Genomic DNA, 15,190 nt, shown 5'->3' with positions numbered 1-15,190 from the left:
CCCATGGAATGGCCTCACGGCTGAGCGCTGGAAGCCAACGCTTGGTCAATGGTCGCAAACAACTCTGTTTGCCCCACCAGCGTACCGTTAACGTCAAAGGTGGGAGTGCCAGTGACGCCTTTGCTGCGCGCGTATTGACCATCCTCTTGAACTTTTTGGCGATACTTACCACTTGCCATACAGTTATCATATTGGGCGAGATCAAGTTTCAGGTCCTGAGCAAATGCTCGCAACAACTTTTCGGTCATTGGCAAATCGTAATTGGCAAAGATGTAGTCGTGAAATTCCCAAAACCTGCCCTGATCCATAGCGCAGTAAGCGGCTTCCGCCGCCAGGAACGACTCGTCACTGATAAAAGAAAACGGCGTATACGTGAAATAAACCTTGCCTGTTGCCACATACTGTTCAACCAAACGCCGCTCTGACTCGCGCCAGAAAGCCGCACAATGGACACAACGAAAGTCCGAGAATTCCTCTACCTTAACCGGAGCATTAGGATCACCCACCGATGTTGCATTTACCGGCAAACGCGTAATTGGCTCAGGGCGGGTGAATTCGACTGGACGATTGCTCATGATCAGCACGGCCACCACCGCAACCGCCGCCAGCGCGATCAGCACCACTGCAATGATGCGTTTCTGACGCTGACGCTGTTGTTGCAATTCGCGATACGAAACCCGCTTACTTTTAGAAGCACTTTGGGAAGACGGCATTGGAACCTCCTGTAAGAGTAGTCACGTTAATTAGCATAAAGATAAACCAGGTAATCCTCACCCGTGAGACGAAAACCCACCTTCTGATACAAGGCAAGTGAGGCCTGGTTACTTTGCTGAGTATTAACAGTCAACTGGGCGACCCGAAAGGAACGGAAATAACGAATGACGTCATTGAGCAACGCCTGGCCCACACCGCAGCGCTGCCACGAAGGATGAACCGCCAGGCGCGCCAGATGAGCATTCGTGGGACTGAGGGTGCTGAATTGAAACCCAACAATCCTATCTGCAATTACAGCCACGCTGGCATACGCCGCCTGCTGCCAGGAACGATAGATATCCGCGGGACTGTTACGCCATAACCACTCAAACGCACTGGCATCTATGCTTGCCACGGCCTCCAGGTCGTCCATGCCCATAGGACGAATGGAGACCCCCACTCTCCTCAAATCGGTTTCATACTCACACGGGGGATCGTTCAGGCTTCGCCAAAGCGTGACCACGTGTTGATACAAGGTAAAATGCTCTTGTTCCAGCAAGTGTGCAAACCAGGGGCGCAGCGCAATGGCTGCCAGCACATTTTGATGGGCTAAGGTTTCATACACTTTGGGAAAGAGCGCATGCCATGCTTCAGCAGGTTGTTCCCATTCGGAACACGCAAAAAGACGCACCCACGCAACCCCAGGCGGATCCGGTGGACAGGCCAAGGCTGCATCCACCCGCTTACCAGTGAGCAATAACCAAAACGGTTGATGCCCAAGCCAATCCAAGGGAGTACGCCAGTCGAGGTGACGATGAACATAGCGCCCACTTTGTAGGAGTTGACGCAGATGGGCGATATCTTCAGGAGTGGCACGACGAAGTTGACGCTCAATAATCACCGCTGATTTCAATCCTGTATCCTGCCTTACTTAAGGCCCATGACACGCCGAAATACACCGAAAAGCGATTTTAATGCTTTTTCACGGACAGATAGACGTGGTTGGTGTTCCAGGGCATCTTCCATACTAAAAACGGCCGCGATTTGGTTCCCCATCTGCACCTGCAAGGCTGAAATGCGCCGTTTCACCACAGCATAGTTTTCATTGTCCCCCACGGCTTTAAGCCGTTCCGCCGCTTCATGATAGGCTGTTAATGCTTCCCTGGGCCGCCCCAAAGCCTCTAACGCCGCCGCCCGGTTGCCTAATGCCAAGGCTTGGCGATGTTCATCCCCGGCGTGAGCAAAAATCTCCACAGTACCCTCGACACACCGCAATGCCTCATCTGCTCGATTGGCTTGTAACCACGCTACACTGGCATTGTTACGCATTTCGGCCATCTTGAGGACATCCCCCATCGCCTCATAACCCCCTGCAATCCCTTCATAGAGGCGAGCCGCCGTTTCAAAAGCCCCCTGTGTATAGGCCGCTTGGGCTTCTGCTAGTTGGGAAGATAGATCAGGTGTTTTCTCCATGTGTTGGATGACCTCAACTTAATAGGTGATTTCCAACAGAGATTCGGCCACCGCACGCAGTTTATCCGCCGAGAGTTCGCTTAATCGCATGGCCAATTCCAGATATGGGCGATTGACCGGTTTTCGGATAAACGCCTGCAATTCCTCCGGTAACTCCAGAAACTGCTGGATCGCCTGATGACGCAAACGCCACTCTCCCACCGGGCCGCGCTGGTCAAACAGATCCTCCAGGCGCAAATCCAACGCATTTGCGATTAACTCCAACTCAGGCAGTGGAATCGGGTGAGTTCCAGTCTCGTACTGTTCTAGCAAATGCTCATCTAAACCCACCCGCCGCGCTATTTCGCCTTGGGTAAGATTGCGCTGTTGGCGGGCTAAGCGCAAACGGGCCCCAATCATACGCTGACGCAGGCTCAAGAGAGCCTGTAAATTCTCGGGAGGTAGCGGGGGTTCGGCTTCAGAAAGGGCACGATTTTCCCAAAAATGTTCAAGCGGAACATCCAGATAGAAAGCCAGTGTCTCAAGTTGGGGCAGCGATGGCGCCAGTTGTCCGGCTTCCATGGCTTCATACTCCTCTACCGTACAGCCCATCGCTTGAGCACACAGCGCTGTCGAATGATGGCGCGCCAGACGGGCGTCGCGGAGTAGCAGCCCTAGTTTTTTCGTCCGCAATCGCACTTTTTGTTCAAAGAGTGTACCCATGTCTCCTCCCAACCCAATTCCTCACCGCCTGCGACCCGAGATCATCTCGGTCAAATTAGCCCCAAACACCTCAGGCCCCAACTTGAATCCGGCAGCCTCTAACCGCGGGGTAAACATCGGGCGTATTCCAGTAGGTTTCACTTCACCCAAGACCCGGCCATCGGGTCCAATGCCGGTTTGTTCGAAGCGGAAGATTTCATTCATCACAACCGTATCCCCCTCCATCCCCACTACTTCAGTAATTGAGGTCACCTTGCGGCTACCGTCTTTCAAGCGTGACTGGTGGATGATCAAATCAATGGCAGAGGCAATCTGTTGCCGGATAACACGAACAGGTAAATCCATCCCGGCCATCAAACACATTGTCTCCAAACGCGAGATGGCATCCCGCGGTGAATTAGCGTGCAGGGTCGTCAGCGAACCATCGTGACCGGTATTCATCGCCTGCAGCATGTCCAGCGCTTCGCCCCCGCGTACCTCTCCCACTACAATGCGATCTGGACGCATGCGTAATGCATTACGTACTAAATCCCGCACTGTTATTGCTCCCTTGCCCTCGGAATCAGGAGGTTTCGTCTCCAAGCGTACCACATGTTCCTGCTGTAATTTCAACTCCGCGGCGTCCTCAATCGTAATGATTCGTTCATCGGCGGGAATAAACGATGAGAGCACGTTAAGCAGTGTCGTCTTACCGGAACCGGTTCCACCGGAGATCACAATGTTGAAGCGTGCGATCACGCAGGCTCGAATGAACTCCGCCATGGCTGGCGTCAGGGAACCCAACGCAATGAGTTGATCCACCGTCAGTTTGTCCTTCTGAAATTTGCGAATCGTGATCGTCGGGCCATCAATTGCAACGGGTGGAATGACGGCGTTCACCCGTGAACCATCTGGCAAGCGTGCATCCACGGTTGGGCTGTCAGCATCTATCCGCCGCCCTAACGGCAGAACAATTTTCTCAATCAACCGGATCACCTGTTCGTCATCGGCAAACGTGATGTTGGTTTTAATGATCTTACCTTTACGCTCGATATACACCTTTTTAGGCCCATTGACCATAATTTCGCTGATTTCAGGATCATCAACTAGGGGTTGCAATGGGCCAAATCCCAACAGTTCATCCAAAACATCCCGAAAGAGTTGCTCGCGGATTGGGGTAGCTAAGTTGATCTTGAGGCTGGCGTAGATTTGTTGCAAGGCTTGAAGGACGGCTTCACGCCGCTGGTCTCCTTGGATGTAATCTTTACCTTCTAATTCCCGCGCCACTGCATTAATCAAGTGATTCTTGAGTCGAACTAAATCGGGATGCAATGGGGACGGGCTCATAGGACTTCCACTCGTAACCATAGGTCTCTCAATCTTTGCCATCTTCAGAGGATGGAATCAATTCCTCCAATGGGGTAATCCAGATAATTTGTTGTACTTGCAGCGCCAGAAAGTGGGTGCGAAGGATAACCTGTTCACCACATACGTCATAAACCGTGGCCTCGGTTACCGCCAAAAACGCGCCAATCTGATCCAGTTCATCTTTGAGGCGCTCATCTGGACGCACGTGCACCTGTCCCTGAATACGATGTGTGGGGGTCTGGATCACCACATTAACTGGGCGCTTGGTGATCACACGCGTAAAAAATTTGCCCTTTTCATCAAATTGGGTCACCATATAGTCGCTCCACAGATTTACCCTTAGGCACCTGCGTCCTCAGCCGGCATCAAGTAGCCTAAGCCCGGGCGAGTGATAATGTGCTGAGGGTTGTGCGGATCATCCTCGAGTTTTTGGCGCAAGCGTGCAATGCTCACCCAGAGGATCTCTTTATCCTCACGGTACGAATCCCCCCATACTGCAGATAACAATTCCTCGGCACTAAGCACTACTCCAGCGTGTTGAGCAAAATGAATAAGTAGGCGATATTCCGTGGCCGAGAGAAACACTGGGCGGTCTCCCTTCCAGACCTCTGCTCGCGCCAGATCAATCTTCAAGTCTTTGTGGACGAAATAGCGTTTGCTTATCACCTGTTGTTGGGTCTTGGCACGCCGCAAAACCGCCCGCACTCGCGCCACCAACTCCATCGCTGAGAAGGGTTTCACCACATAGTCATCTGCCCCTACGTTCAGCCCTTTGACCCGATCTTGTTCTTCCCCTTTGGCTGTCAAAATGATCACCGGAACATCTGAGAATTGGCGGATACGTTCGCAGGTAGTAAAGCCATCCATGCCTGGCATCATCACATCCAAGATCACCAGATCGGGTTGTTTACTCGTCACCTGCTCAATCGCTTCTGTGCCATCACGCGCGACATAAACCTCATAGCCTTCCGCTTCAAGATTAACACGCAAGAGATGACGATACCGTTGCTCATCATCCACAACCAAGATTTTTGTGCCCATTTAAGCCCAACGCCCTCCTTCCCTATGGCTTCCAGGGCAAAAAGATGCAAAAGATGGTGCCCTCTCCCAATTGCGATTCCACCCAAATTTGACCATAGTGCGCCTGGATAATTTGCCTGCAAATAAACAAACCCAACCCGGTCCCATGAATAGAGGGCTGTACATCAGGCACGCGAAAAAAACGCTCAAAGATTTTTTGACGATACTTTTCAGGAATGCCCGGCCCACGGTCAGCAAAAGCGAGGTGAATGCCTTCAGCATCGGGTGTAATTTTAATAGAAACCGGAGAACCAGGCGCATATTTCACCGCATTAGAAAGTAAATTTTCAAACACCTGCGCCAGACGTTGCGGATCGGCAAAAAGTGGGCTCAGCGGTTCATCGAGTTGAACGCTCACCTCGAGTTCTGGATAACGCAATTTCATGCGTGCCACCACATCACTGAGCAGAGAATCCAGACGTACCGGCTGAAAGTTCATCTTGATCCGCCCGGTCTGCAAACGTGCCGAATCGAGCAGATTATCAATTAATTCCTGCATACGATCGGCCTCTTGATCAATAATGTTTAGAAATTCACGTTGTGTGGCGGCATCCCAGTTAGCGTCCGGGCGTAGCAACGTGGTGGTGTAGCCTTTGATAAATCCCAATGGGGTGCGAAATTCATGCGAGAGCGCCGAGATAAAATCCTCCTGGGCCTGCAAACCGCTATACTGAATTTCCAAACGCGATATCTCGTGTGCTAACCGTTCCCGAAAAATGGCCTGCGCCAACTGCTGGCTAAAAAATTCCACAAAGGGAAACGCCGCCGGATCAAAGGGCGGACCACCAAAGCGGATCCAAATCAGTGCCCCAAGCAGTGTTTCCCCCACTTGGAGAGGTACACCCAACATATAGGGGCGCTGTAAGCGATCTTCGGTGGTGTCGGTTGGTTCTTGAAGGATTAACTGCCGCTGTTCCACCACCTGATTGCTCAGCGCTTCCCCCCAGGCCACATCGGCTTCAGCCGATTTTCCACGTCCGGTTGCGCGAGCAAAGCCAACCTCAAGATTCAAGGTAACCGGATCCAACAAATACACCACCAGATTATCAAAAACAAAATGGGGGCGTATCACCTGAATGGCCTCATCCATCACCTTCCGCCAAGAAGGCGCTTGCCCCAATATACGACTTAGAGCAAAAAGTGCTTCAACCGGTAATACCTGTGGAGTATCACCCACCTTCATAATTGCCTTTCACCTCCTCATTAGAGAACACACGCCGCAAGAGAAATGAAAACCGACTTCCACGCCCTAATTCAGAAGCCACTGAAATTACAGAGTCGTGGGCTTCGATGATCTTTTGAGCGAGTGAAAGTCCCAGTCCTGTCCCTCCATAGCGACGAGTAGGAGAACTATCTAACTGATGAAAGGGCTCAAACAGTTCCTGCAAGCGATTTGCCGGAATCCCAATCCCGGTATCGGTAACGCTTACTTCCACGTGTTCATCCATCAACTCGATGGCCAAGGTAATATGCCCACCAGCCGGAGTAAATTTGATGGCATTATCCAATAATTGATGAATAACCCAACCAATTTTTTCCCAATCGCCGTAAACTAATAACTCCCCGTTTGTGGGGCATCTCAATTCCAGGTCCAAGTGATGATCACAAGCGCGAGGGGATACTTGCTCGATAATCTTGTGACACAAATTGCAAAGATCAATTGGTTCAATTCGAACCGGTAAATTTCCTCGTTCCGTCGTCGAGAACAAGATCAAGTCCTCAATCAAGCGTTCCAAGCGGGCAATCGCCTTCTCCATAGTGAGCAAAGCCCGATGCTGTTCGTCATTCAGTGGTCCCAGATCACCTGATAGCAAAAGTTCATGATAGCCCTTCAAGTGCGTAAGGGGCGTGCGCAACTCATGCGAGATGTTGGCTACAAAATTGGCCTTCAACTGGTTGAGTTCGGAGAGTTTTTGTAATGCCCGTTCTAGTTCTGCCGTGCGCTGCTGTACCCGCTGTTCGAGTTGGGCGTTACTTTCCTCAAGAGCAGTGCGTAATTGAAGCACATACTCAGTGATCGCATGATCCAAAAGGGTCTGGCTGATTTTGCCCAATTCAACTAATAATTGTCCCAACAGGGGTACCTCTCGACCCTGTTCGCGTAATTTTGCCTGGTAATCCAGCACAGCGTCCAAGTCATCTTGCGAGAGAAAGCCGCGCTCAACCAAGTAATCCCCCAAACGAGGCACCAATAATTCGGGTTTAAGGATTGGGGGGGACGAATTCACATCTCTTCTGTCTGCCATACCCACTCTCCCCCCACCATGGTCGCTATCGGGTGTAACTGGTGCAGATCTTCGACAGGCATTTCCCATGGATTCCGTTCCAGAACAATCAAATCCGCATAATAGCCTGACCGCAGGCTTCCGAGACAATTTTCCAATCCTGCTGCATAGGCTGCACCAAGGGTGTAGGCTTCAATCGCTTGTTGAACGGTAACCCGCTCTTGAGGATACCAACCTTCCGGGCCGGGCGTTCCATCCAGACGCCGGCGGGTTACTGCCGCATGAATCCCCCAAAACGGATTGGGGGATTCCACCGGTGCATCCGAGCCGAATGCCAGTCGCGTTCCTTGAGCAAGCAAAGTACGGTAAGCATATGCATAACGTGACCGTTCACCCCAATAGCAGTCGGCCATTTCCATATCTGAGGTTGCATGTACGGGTTGCACCGAAGCAATGAGATTGGCTTGGGCCAATCGCCCGATATCTTGGGGACGCAAAACCTGAACGTGCTCAATCCGGTGGCGCAGGTGAGGTTTTCCAGTGTCATGTTCCCATTGGCGTAACCGTTCTAAACCGGTGAGTACCTCCGCATTCGCACGGTCACCGATTGCATGCACGGCCAGGCCTAAGCCCACCTCTCCCGCCTTACGCCCAATTTCAAATACCTGCTCTGCCTCCAAGAACAGCAGACCATAGTCTTCTCGTCCAAGATAGGGTTCAAACATGGCTGCCGTTTGTGGCCCTAACGCCCCATCGGCAAAAAGTTTAACCCCTCCGATGCGCAACCAGGCATCCCCAAAACCGCTCCCAACTCCAAGCGCAACCGCCTCATCCAGTGCGTCGAGCGGGAGACTCTTGAGCACACGCAATTTCAATTCGCCTTCGCGCCGCAGTCTTTGCAACGCCATAAAACATGTGCGCTGATCAAAATCATGAACGCCGGTTAAACCCATCTGCCAGAGGATTGGCTGAGCCGCTCGGATTGCCTGGGCAACGTCCTCCACCTCCGGTTGAGGGATGCAACGTTGCACTAAATCTACCGCCGCCTCAAATAAGATACCCGTGGGATGCCCTTGCGCATCACGTTGAATCCGCCCCTCCGTAGGATCAGGAGTATCGGGTCCAATTCCGGCCAAGCGCAACGCCATCGAATTGACCCAGGCCGCATGAAGCGACTTGGCAGTGAGAAAAACCGGATGTTGAGGGGCAATAGCATCTAGTTCTTGGGCTGAGCCAAACCCTTCAGGCCATTCGTTTTGGTTCCAACCGTGCCCTAAAATCCATTGGCCGGGTGGGGTCTGAGTCACACGTTCAGCCACCCGACTCAAACACTCTGCCCGAGTCGCCGTAGCACAGTCCACCCGCTGCAAACTAAGCGCCAGATGCTGCAAATGAATATGCGCATCAGTTAACCCCGGCAGGATAATCTTCCCGTTCAAGTTTTGAACCGTTGTGCCCGGTCGAGATAATGCCAAAATGTCCGTCTCACGCCCTATAGCCACAATTCGATCCTGCTCAATCGCCAGGGCAGTTGCGACGGGTTGTTGTGGATCGAGAGTAAAAACACGGGTGTTGCGCAGGATCAGCATACCCTTTACCTCAGCCCAATAAGATCTTTAACAATGTCTCTAATTCCTCATCCGAGTAGAAGCGAATGATCAAGCGCCCCCCTTTCTTTCCCCGCCGCAATGCCACCCGCGTCCCCAGGCGCTCTTCCAGGCGCGATTCTAAATCCCGCACTTCAGGAGGAGCTTCAGAGCGCGCCTTAGATGCTGAACGCTGCCCTTGATAACGTTGCACTAACGCTTCTGTCTGGCGCACACTGAGATTTTGGCGCATCACTACGGCTAAAACCGCTTCTTGCGCCTGAGCGGTGGGAAGCCCTAAGAGCGCCCGGGCATGACCTTCGCTGATTTTCCCCTCAGCCAGGGCCGCCCGGACGGACAAGGGCAATTTGAGCAATCGCAAGGTATTGGTTACCGCCGCTCGGCTCTTGCCAACCTGACGGGCAATATCTTCATGGGAAAGTCCAAAGTCCTCATGCAGTTGACGATAAGCTTCAGCCGTTTCGAGCGGACTGAGATCGGCACGCTGGAGATTTTCGATCAAAGCCAACGCTAGGCGTTGAGCATCACTGGTCGGTCGTATCAGTACCGGTACCATCTCTAGACCAGCCTGACGGGCCGCCCGCCAGCGGCGTTCACCAGCAATTAAGGTATATCGCCCATCTCCCTCCGGGCTGACCAAGAGGGGTTGCAATATTCCATGCTCGCGGATGGACGCCGCTAGATCTTCTAACCCCTCGGCCTCTATCTTGCTTCGCGGCTGATGTGGGTTGGGAACAATCTGGTCAACAGGCACATAAGTTACCCCCCCCTCCGCGGGCGTTCCACTTCCACCGGGGATCAAGGCTTCGAGTCCTTTGCCTAAACCGCCTTTGCGTGTCATGCCGACCCCTGTTGGGTATCAAATACGGGGATCGTTAGCCCATCTCCCTGGAGCAATTCGCGAGCGAGCGCAGCGTAGGCTTTGGCCGCGCTCGACTCAGGAGCATAGATTGATATCGGCATGCCATATGAGGGTGCTTCGGCTAGACGGATACTCCGCGGGATGATGGTTTGAAATACCTGGGTGGGAAAGAAACGCCGCACTTCATTAACCACGTCGACGGCCAGGCGCGTGCGCCCATCAAACATGGTCAAGATCACACCACGTACGCTGAGATCCGGGAAAATCGAAGTTCGCACCCGCTGAATGGTTTGCAACAATTGTCCCAGCCCTTCCAGCGCTAAATACTCACATTGCACCGGGATAATGACACCATCGCGCGCGGCCACAATGCCGTTGATCGTCAACAATCCCAGCGAGGGAGGACAATCTATTAAGATGTAATCATAACGATCAATGAGAGACTGCAGCGCCTGACTCAAGCGGTGTTCGCGTCTGGTAACTTCGATTAATTCAACCTCTGCACCAGCCAGTGCCGGTGAAGAGGGTAGGATGGAGAGTTTAAAACGCGGATTGTGCAGGATATTCGCTCCCGCGGGTTGAAGCCCCAATAGAGTCTCATAAGTACCACTGCGCACAGTGCGTTTATCAATTCCTAACGAAGATGTGGCATTGGCCTGGGGATCTAAATCCACCAATAACACCCGCTGCCCATAATAACCTAAATACGCTCCAAGCGAGATTGCAGAGGTTGTTTTACCCACCCCGCCCTTCTGATTGACAAATGTATACACTCGTCCCATGACACTTACCCAGTTTTAGGGAATAATTTCAATAAGTTTCTCCTGGGCTTCAGCCGGTGTGGGGACCCCTAGAAGCCCCGGTCGTGTCACTGAGATTGCCGCCAGTTGTGTCGCGTAGCGCGCGGCTTCCCAGGGATCGCGGGTTTGATGCAAACGAATAAAAAAGGCCGCCGCGAACACATCACCGGCCCCGGTTGGATCCACTTCTTGCACCATGGGGGGACGAAAATAACGCAGATCACCGTTCCAATATAAGCGCGCCCCCGCCGCGCCCTCGGTCACCACCAACACCCGGATTGACGCCAACATCTCTTCAATAATCATCTCGTTCCCTGCCACATCTTCCACGCTTAATACCGCTGCATTAGCAGCTTCGAGCACATAGCGGGCTTCCGGCCATTCGGTAAAATGCACCCGCCCCCGGGAATCCCACGCCCGTAGCCAACCCTGCGGCGTCAAGCCAATAAACGACTCAGGAAAGGCACGCACCAGTTTGGGATCAACCTCTTGCGCGACCGGTGCCAAATGAACGATGGGCGTCTTCCGCCAGGCCTCTGGGATCATGTTCAATTGCAAAGGCGCAGCAACATGGTGCAGAATCTGTTCTCGACCATGCACCCCGGGTAGGTTTTCAAACGTTGTTGTATGATCTGCTGGCCAGGCCATGACCTGCACCTCACTAAGCAGGCTCAGGTCGGTTTCCGGGTGACATGAGGTCACCACCCCAACGCGCAACCCCATGGCCCGCGCTGTCAGGGCCGCATAGGCCGCCGTGCCTCCTAATACCGGTCCATTGGGGGTCAGGTCTTGGGTAACATGACCAATGACCAGATAATCAATAGGTTGAACAAACAAGGTGTAGCGCATGGTGTCCACAATTATAACGATGCCAAAGACTAAGAGAAGGATTCAACAGAGGGCGGTTCTTCATTTGTCAATGTAGTCTGTAACGCTTCGTCCAGAGTGATATTTTCACGCCGTGCCCCTGGAACCGCTGTGCCACAATATGGGCAAATATTCCAAGCCAGTTCCATTAAGCGCCCGCACTGATGACAGCGCTTGCGCAAGCGGGTATAGCAACTTGGGCATACCACCCAATCCAGCATCACCTTACGCCCACACCCCGGGCATTGAGGCGTCTCCTCAATGGTTTGAAGGAGCGCCTCTTCCTCAAGGCTGCGCTGGTACTCTTCTTCTAATGTATGAGAGGGGCGCAAAATTAGGTAGATCAACACCCCGGGTAGGAACAGCACCGCTGCTACCAGCGTGGCTAGAATATGCACGAGGGGATCACGAGTACGTTGGCGAATATCACGGTAGGTCCAAAAGATCAGGCTCAACCATAGCGCAGCTACGAAAGCCGCAGCGAAGCCCGTCAGAATCAGAATAATGTTGCTCAGAACACCCGGATCAAGCATCGGTCATCCTTTGGGATGATTATAGCATGGGTTAAAAGACGCCAAGGGAAAGACTGCGAACCGATCTCGATTGAATCGGTTTTCAAACCTCCCTATAATAAATTGTAGCAAGCGCGGGTGCATTATAAAGGCTCGGTTAGTAGGCATACTACTCGATCTTTGCTTAACAATTAGGGTATAGGGATTATCCTCTCGGCTGGCGTAGGTTTCATGGTCTACTCAATGCGCTGGGCAAAAGTTTTTCAGGAGGGATCTTTGGCCTTCTTTAACGGCATTACAATGTGTTTAGGGGTCTATTTTAGTGGATCTTATCCTGATATCATCGCTGCGCCTTGGAACACCATGTGGGCAGGCATTTGGGCATCGCTCATGGCCATTTTCGGCGTCTGCCTGGGTGTGTTCAATATCTGGATTACGTTCCCCAAAGAGGTAAAAGACTAGAGGGAAGAAAGAATGAGCAGGTACTTTGTTTCTCCTGAGGAGGTTGAAACTCAAGTCTTTGACTGGGGACTAATCAAATGGATGAGTGCCCCTAATGTGACCGGTGCACGGAAATTTAGTGCCGGGGTCGTCTTATTAGCACCCGGCAAGGGTCACATGACCCACAATCATCCGGGAACAGAGGAAATCCTCTACGTCATTTCTGGCTATGGGCGGCAAACCGTCGCCGATAAAACCATGGATTTAAGACCGGGGATGATGGTCTTTATTCCCGAGGGCTTTAACCATAGCACCATCAACACCGGCTGGGAAACCCTCAAACTTATTGCCATTTATGCGCCTCCTGGCCCTGAGATTGCCCTGCGCGAACTCCCCGATTGCCGCATCCTACCACCCGGTGAACTGCCATAACTGACACCAACCTAGCAATTCCATCTTCTAAAACCACTCAGCAGAAGGAGGTACTCTATGACTAAGACCGTAGTGATTGCGGGTGCTTTAGACACCAAAGGCGCAGATTTTTCCTATCTCAAAGAACTGATTGAACGGGAGGGGGTGAAAACCCTGGTCATAGACTTTGGTGTCATGGGTGAACCTGCCTTTCCGCCCGATATTACCCGTGCGGAGGTGGCCCAAGCCGGCGGTGGAGATATTGCTTATCTTGCCACTGGTGAACACAAGGACGAAGCCATGCGCGTCATGGCCGAGGGTCTGGCCGTCGTGGTGCGCCGCCTGTACGACGAAGGGAAATTGGATGGCATCATCAGCATGGGGGGTAGCGGCGGCACCTCCATTGCGACAACCGCCATGCGCGCCTTGCCCATCGGCGTGCCCAAGGTGATGGTTTCTACCGTTGGTGGTGGGGATGTTTCAGCCTACGCCGGTACCAAAGACATCACCTTTATGCCATCCATTGTAGATGTGGCCGGACTCAATCGCATCAGCCGCGTCATTTATGCTAACGCTGCCGGTGCCATCGCCGGGATGGTTAAGATGGAACGCCCATCCGCAGCCGAAGCAAAGCCCATCATTGTGGCCTCAATGTTTGGAAATACCACCCCAGCTGTCAATCATGCCAAAGGCATCCTCGAAGCCGAAGGGTATGAAGTGCTGGTCTTCCACGCCACTGGTACCGGTGGGCGGGTGATGGAATCCCTGATCACGGATGGCTACGCCGTGGGCTCCCTGGATATTACCACCACCGAATTGGCCGATGAAGTCTGCGGTGGCGTCCTCAGCGCCGGGCCGGAACGCTGTCTGGCAGCGGCACGCGCGGGTATCCCGACCGTGTTGGTGCCCGGCTGCGTGGATATGGCCAACTTTTGGGGAATGGACACCGTCCCTGAGAAGTATCGCAACCGCAAACTCTACCAATGGAATCCCAACGTCACCTTGCTCCGCACCAATGTGGAAGAAAACATCAAAATTGGGGAGATGATAGCCCGTGCCGCCAATGAATCCAAGGGTCCAGTGGCAGTTTTGATCCCACTCAAGGGTGTCTCGATGTTGGATAGCCCCGGTGGCGCCTTCTGGGATCCCGAGGCTGATCGTGCCTGCTTCGATGCCATCAAGCGCAATTTACGCCCCGATATTCCTTATATTGAGTTGGACTACAACATTAACGACCCTGAATTCTCCGGCAAGGTCGCCGAAACCTTGCTTGAGATGCTGCGCAAACAATCTCAATAAATCACTAAGGTGAAGGGAGGGATGTTAGGATGGCTTTCACACGTCAAGAAATCCTAAACCGTTTAGAGGCCCAGGTAAAAGCCGGACGCCCTATAGTGGGCTGTGGCGCCGGCACCGGAATATCAGCCAAGTTTGCTGAGGCCGGTGGGGCCGACCTGATCATCATCTACAACTCCGGGCGCTACCGCATGGCTGGGCGCGGTTCATTGGCCGGGTTGATGCCCTACGGTGACGCCAACGCCATTGTGGTCGAGATGGCTTCGGAGGTGCTCCCAGTGGTCAAGAATACCCCGGTGCTGGCCGGTGTCTGCGGTACCGATCCGTTCCGCCTGATGCCGGTCTTCCTCAAGCAACTGAAGGAGATCGGCTTTTCGGGCGTGCAGAATTTCCCCACCGTGGGGCTGATTGACGGCAACTTCCGCGCCAACCTGGAAGCCACCGGCATGGGCTATGATAAAGAAATCGCCATGATCAAACTGGCCCACGAGATGGACCTCTTCACCTCGCCTTACGTCTTTGATGAAGATCAAGCCAAGGCCATGGCTGAGGTCGGGGCCGACATCTTAGTGGCACATGTTGGCTTAACCACCTCAGGGAGCATTGGCGCCGGAGTGGCTCTAAGCCTGGATGAGGCCATTGATCGGACAATGCGCATGGCCGAGGCCGGGCGCAAAGTACGCAAGGACATTATGGTGATCTGCCACGGTGGCCCATTTGACGAACCGGATAACGTGGGTATAGCTCTGAAACGCATGCCCGGTGTGGTAGGCTTTTTCGGTGCGTCCAGCATCGAACGCCTGCCGGTTGAGCGTGCTATTCGGTCTCAAGTTGAAGCGTTCAAGTCCTTAACCCTAGCGTAACACCCCCTATA

18 protein-coding genes are annotated in these 15,190 nt (G+C 53.0%); 4 read left to right on the top strand and 14 right to left on the bottom strand.

The annotated features are described in order from the left end of the window. Positions 1–14: 14 nt before the first annotated feature. The 14 genes from AC01YT_RS06280 to AC01YT_RS06215 are packed head-to-tail and all read right to left on the bottom strand — an operon-like array spanning position 15 to position 12,189. Positions 15–713, bottom strand: coding sequence for a DsbA family protein (locus tag AC01YT_RS06280; RefSeq protein WP_476673731.1), 699 nt, complete (start codon positions 711–713; stop codon positions 15–17). A 26-nt stretch (positions 714–739) separates the two neighbouring features. Beyond that, a complete protein-coding gene (locus AC01YT_RS06275; RefSeq protein ID WP_476673729.1) occupies positions 740–1,606 on the bottom strand; it encodes a GNAT family N-acetyltransferase in 867 nt (288 codons plus the stop codon). A 14-nt stretch (positions 1,607–1,620) separates the two neighbouring features. After that, positions 1,621–2,166, bottom strand: a complete 546-nt coding sequence (locus tag AC01YT_RS06270; RefSeq protein ID WP_476673727.1) for a tetratricopeptide repeat protein — start codon at positions 2,164–2,166, stop codon at positions 1,621–1,623. An 18-nt stretch (positions 2,167–2,184) separates the two neighbouring features. After that, on the bottom strand, positions 2,185–2,868 hold the full coding sequence (locus AC01YT_RS06265) for a helix-turn-helix domain-containing protein (protein WP_476673725.1): 684 nt from the start codon (positions 2,866–2,868) through the stop codon (positions 2,185–2,187). A 21-nt stretch (positions 2,869–2,889) separates the two neighbouring features. Continuing rightward, positions 2,890–4,194, bottom strand: a complete 1,305-nt coding sequence (locus AC01YT_RS06260) for a CpaF family protein (protein WP_476673723.1) — start codon at positions 4,192–4,194, stop codon at positions 2,890–2,892. A gap of 28 nt (positions 4,195–4,222) precedes the next feature. Next, positions 4,223–4,531: a DUF6812 domain-containing protein gene (locus tag AC01YT_RS06255; protein ID WP_476673721.1), complete on the bottom strand. Its 309-nt coding sequence runs from the start codon at positions 4,529–4,531 to the stop codon at positions 4,223–4,225. A 23-nt stretch (positions 4,532–4,554) separates the two neighbouring features. Then, positions 4,555–5,256 (bottom strand): response regulator transcription factor, encoded by a 702-nt coding sequence (locus tag AC01YT_RS06250; RefSeq protein ID WP_476673719.1) that lies wholly within the window; start codon positions 5,254–5,256, stop codon positions 4,555–4,557. Between the two features lie 22 nt (positions 5,257–5,278). Then, on the bottom strand, positions 5,279–6,478 hold the full coding sequence (locus AC01YT_RS06245; RefSeq protein ID WP_476673717.1) for a GAF domain-containing sensor histidine kinase: 1,200 nt from the start codon (positions 6,476–6,478) through the stop codon (positions 5,279–5,281). Next, complete coding sequence (locus AC01YT_RS06240) at positions 6,465–7,541, bottom strand: sensor histidine kinase (RefSeq protein WP_476673715.1); 1,077 nt, start codon at positions 7,539–7,541, stop codon at positions 6,465–6,467. Before AC01YT_RS06240 ends, AC01YT_RS06245 begins: the two co-directional genes overlap by 14 nt. Further along, entirely contained in the window at positions 7,520–9,109 is a 1,590-nt protein-coding gene (locus AC01YT_RS06235) for an amidohydrolase (RefSeq protein WP_476673713.1), read from the bottom strand. Before AC01YT_RS06235 ends, AC01YT_RS06240 begins: the two co-directional genes overlap by 22 nt. A gap of 10 nt (positions 9,110–9,119) precedes the next feature. Next, positions 9,120–9,968: a ParB/RepB/Spo0J family partition protein gene (locus AC01YT_RS06230; RefSeq protein WP_476673711.1), complete on the bottom strand. Its 849-nt coding sequence runs from the start codon at positions 9,966–9,968 to the stop codon at positions 9,120–9,122. Further along, positions 9,965–10,771, bottom strand: a complete 807-nt coding sequence (locus AC01YT_RS06225; protein ID WP_476673709.1) for a ParA family protein — start codon at positions 10,769–10,771, stop codon at positions 9,965–9,967. Before AC01YT_RS06225 ends, AC01YT_RS06230 begins: the two co-directional genes overlap by 4 nt. Before the next feature lie 15 nt (positions 10,772–10,786). After that, a complete protein-coding gene (locus AC01YT_RS06220; protein WP_476673708.1) occupies positions 10,787–11,638 on the bottom strand; it encodes a PfkB family carbohydrate kinase in 852 nt (283 codons plus the stop codon). A 29-nt stretch (positions 11,639–11,667) separates the two neighbouring features. Further along, complete coding sequence (locus AC01YT_RS06215) at positions 11,668–12,189, bottom strand: zinc ribbon domain-containing protein (RefSeq protein ID WP_476673706.1); 522 nt, start codon at positions 12,187–12,189, stop codon at positions 11,668–11,670. 255 nt (positions 12,190–12,444) lie between these two features. Between AC01YT_RS06215 and AC01YT_RS06210 the strand changes: the two genes are divergently transcribed. From AC01YT_RS06210 to AC01YT_RS06195, 4 genes are read left to right on the top strand one after another with little or no spacing between them, the layout of a single operon-like run. Then, positions 12,445–12,630 carry a hypothetical protein gene (locus AC01YT_RS06210; RefSeq protein ID WP_476673704.1) on the top strand — a complete coding sequence of 62 codons (186 nt, stop codon included), beginning with the start codon at positions 12,445–12,447 and terminating at the stop codon, positions 12,628–12,630. Positions 12,631–12,642: 12 nt separating this feature from the next. Then, positions 12,643–13,041, top strand: coding sequence for a cupin domain-containing protein (locus tag AC01YT_RS06205; protein WP_476673702.1), 399 nt, complete (start codon positions 12,643–12,645; stop codon positions 13,039–13,041). A gap of 57 nt (positions 13,042–13,098) precedes the next feature. Next, positions 13,099–14,319, top strand: a complete 1,221-nt coding sequence (locus AC01YT_RS06200) for a Tm-1-like ATP-binding domain-containing protein (RefSeq protein WP_476673700.1) — start codon at positions 13,099–13,101, stop codon at positions 14,317–14,319. A 29-nt stretch (positions 14,320–14,348) separates the two neighbouring features. Then, positions 14,349–15,179 (top strand): phosphoenolpyruvate hydrolase family protein, encoded by an 831-nt coding sequence (locus AC01YT_RS06195; RefSeq protein WP_476673698.1) that lies wholly within the window; start codon positions 14,349–14,351, stop codon positions 15,177–15,179. Positions 15,180–15,190: the final 11 nt, after the last annotated feature.

Source organism: Thermanaerothrix sp. (assembly GCF_056331585.1).
Note: the sequence above shows the minus strand (reverse complement) of the source record. Positions and strands in the feature narration are given on the sequence as shown.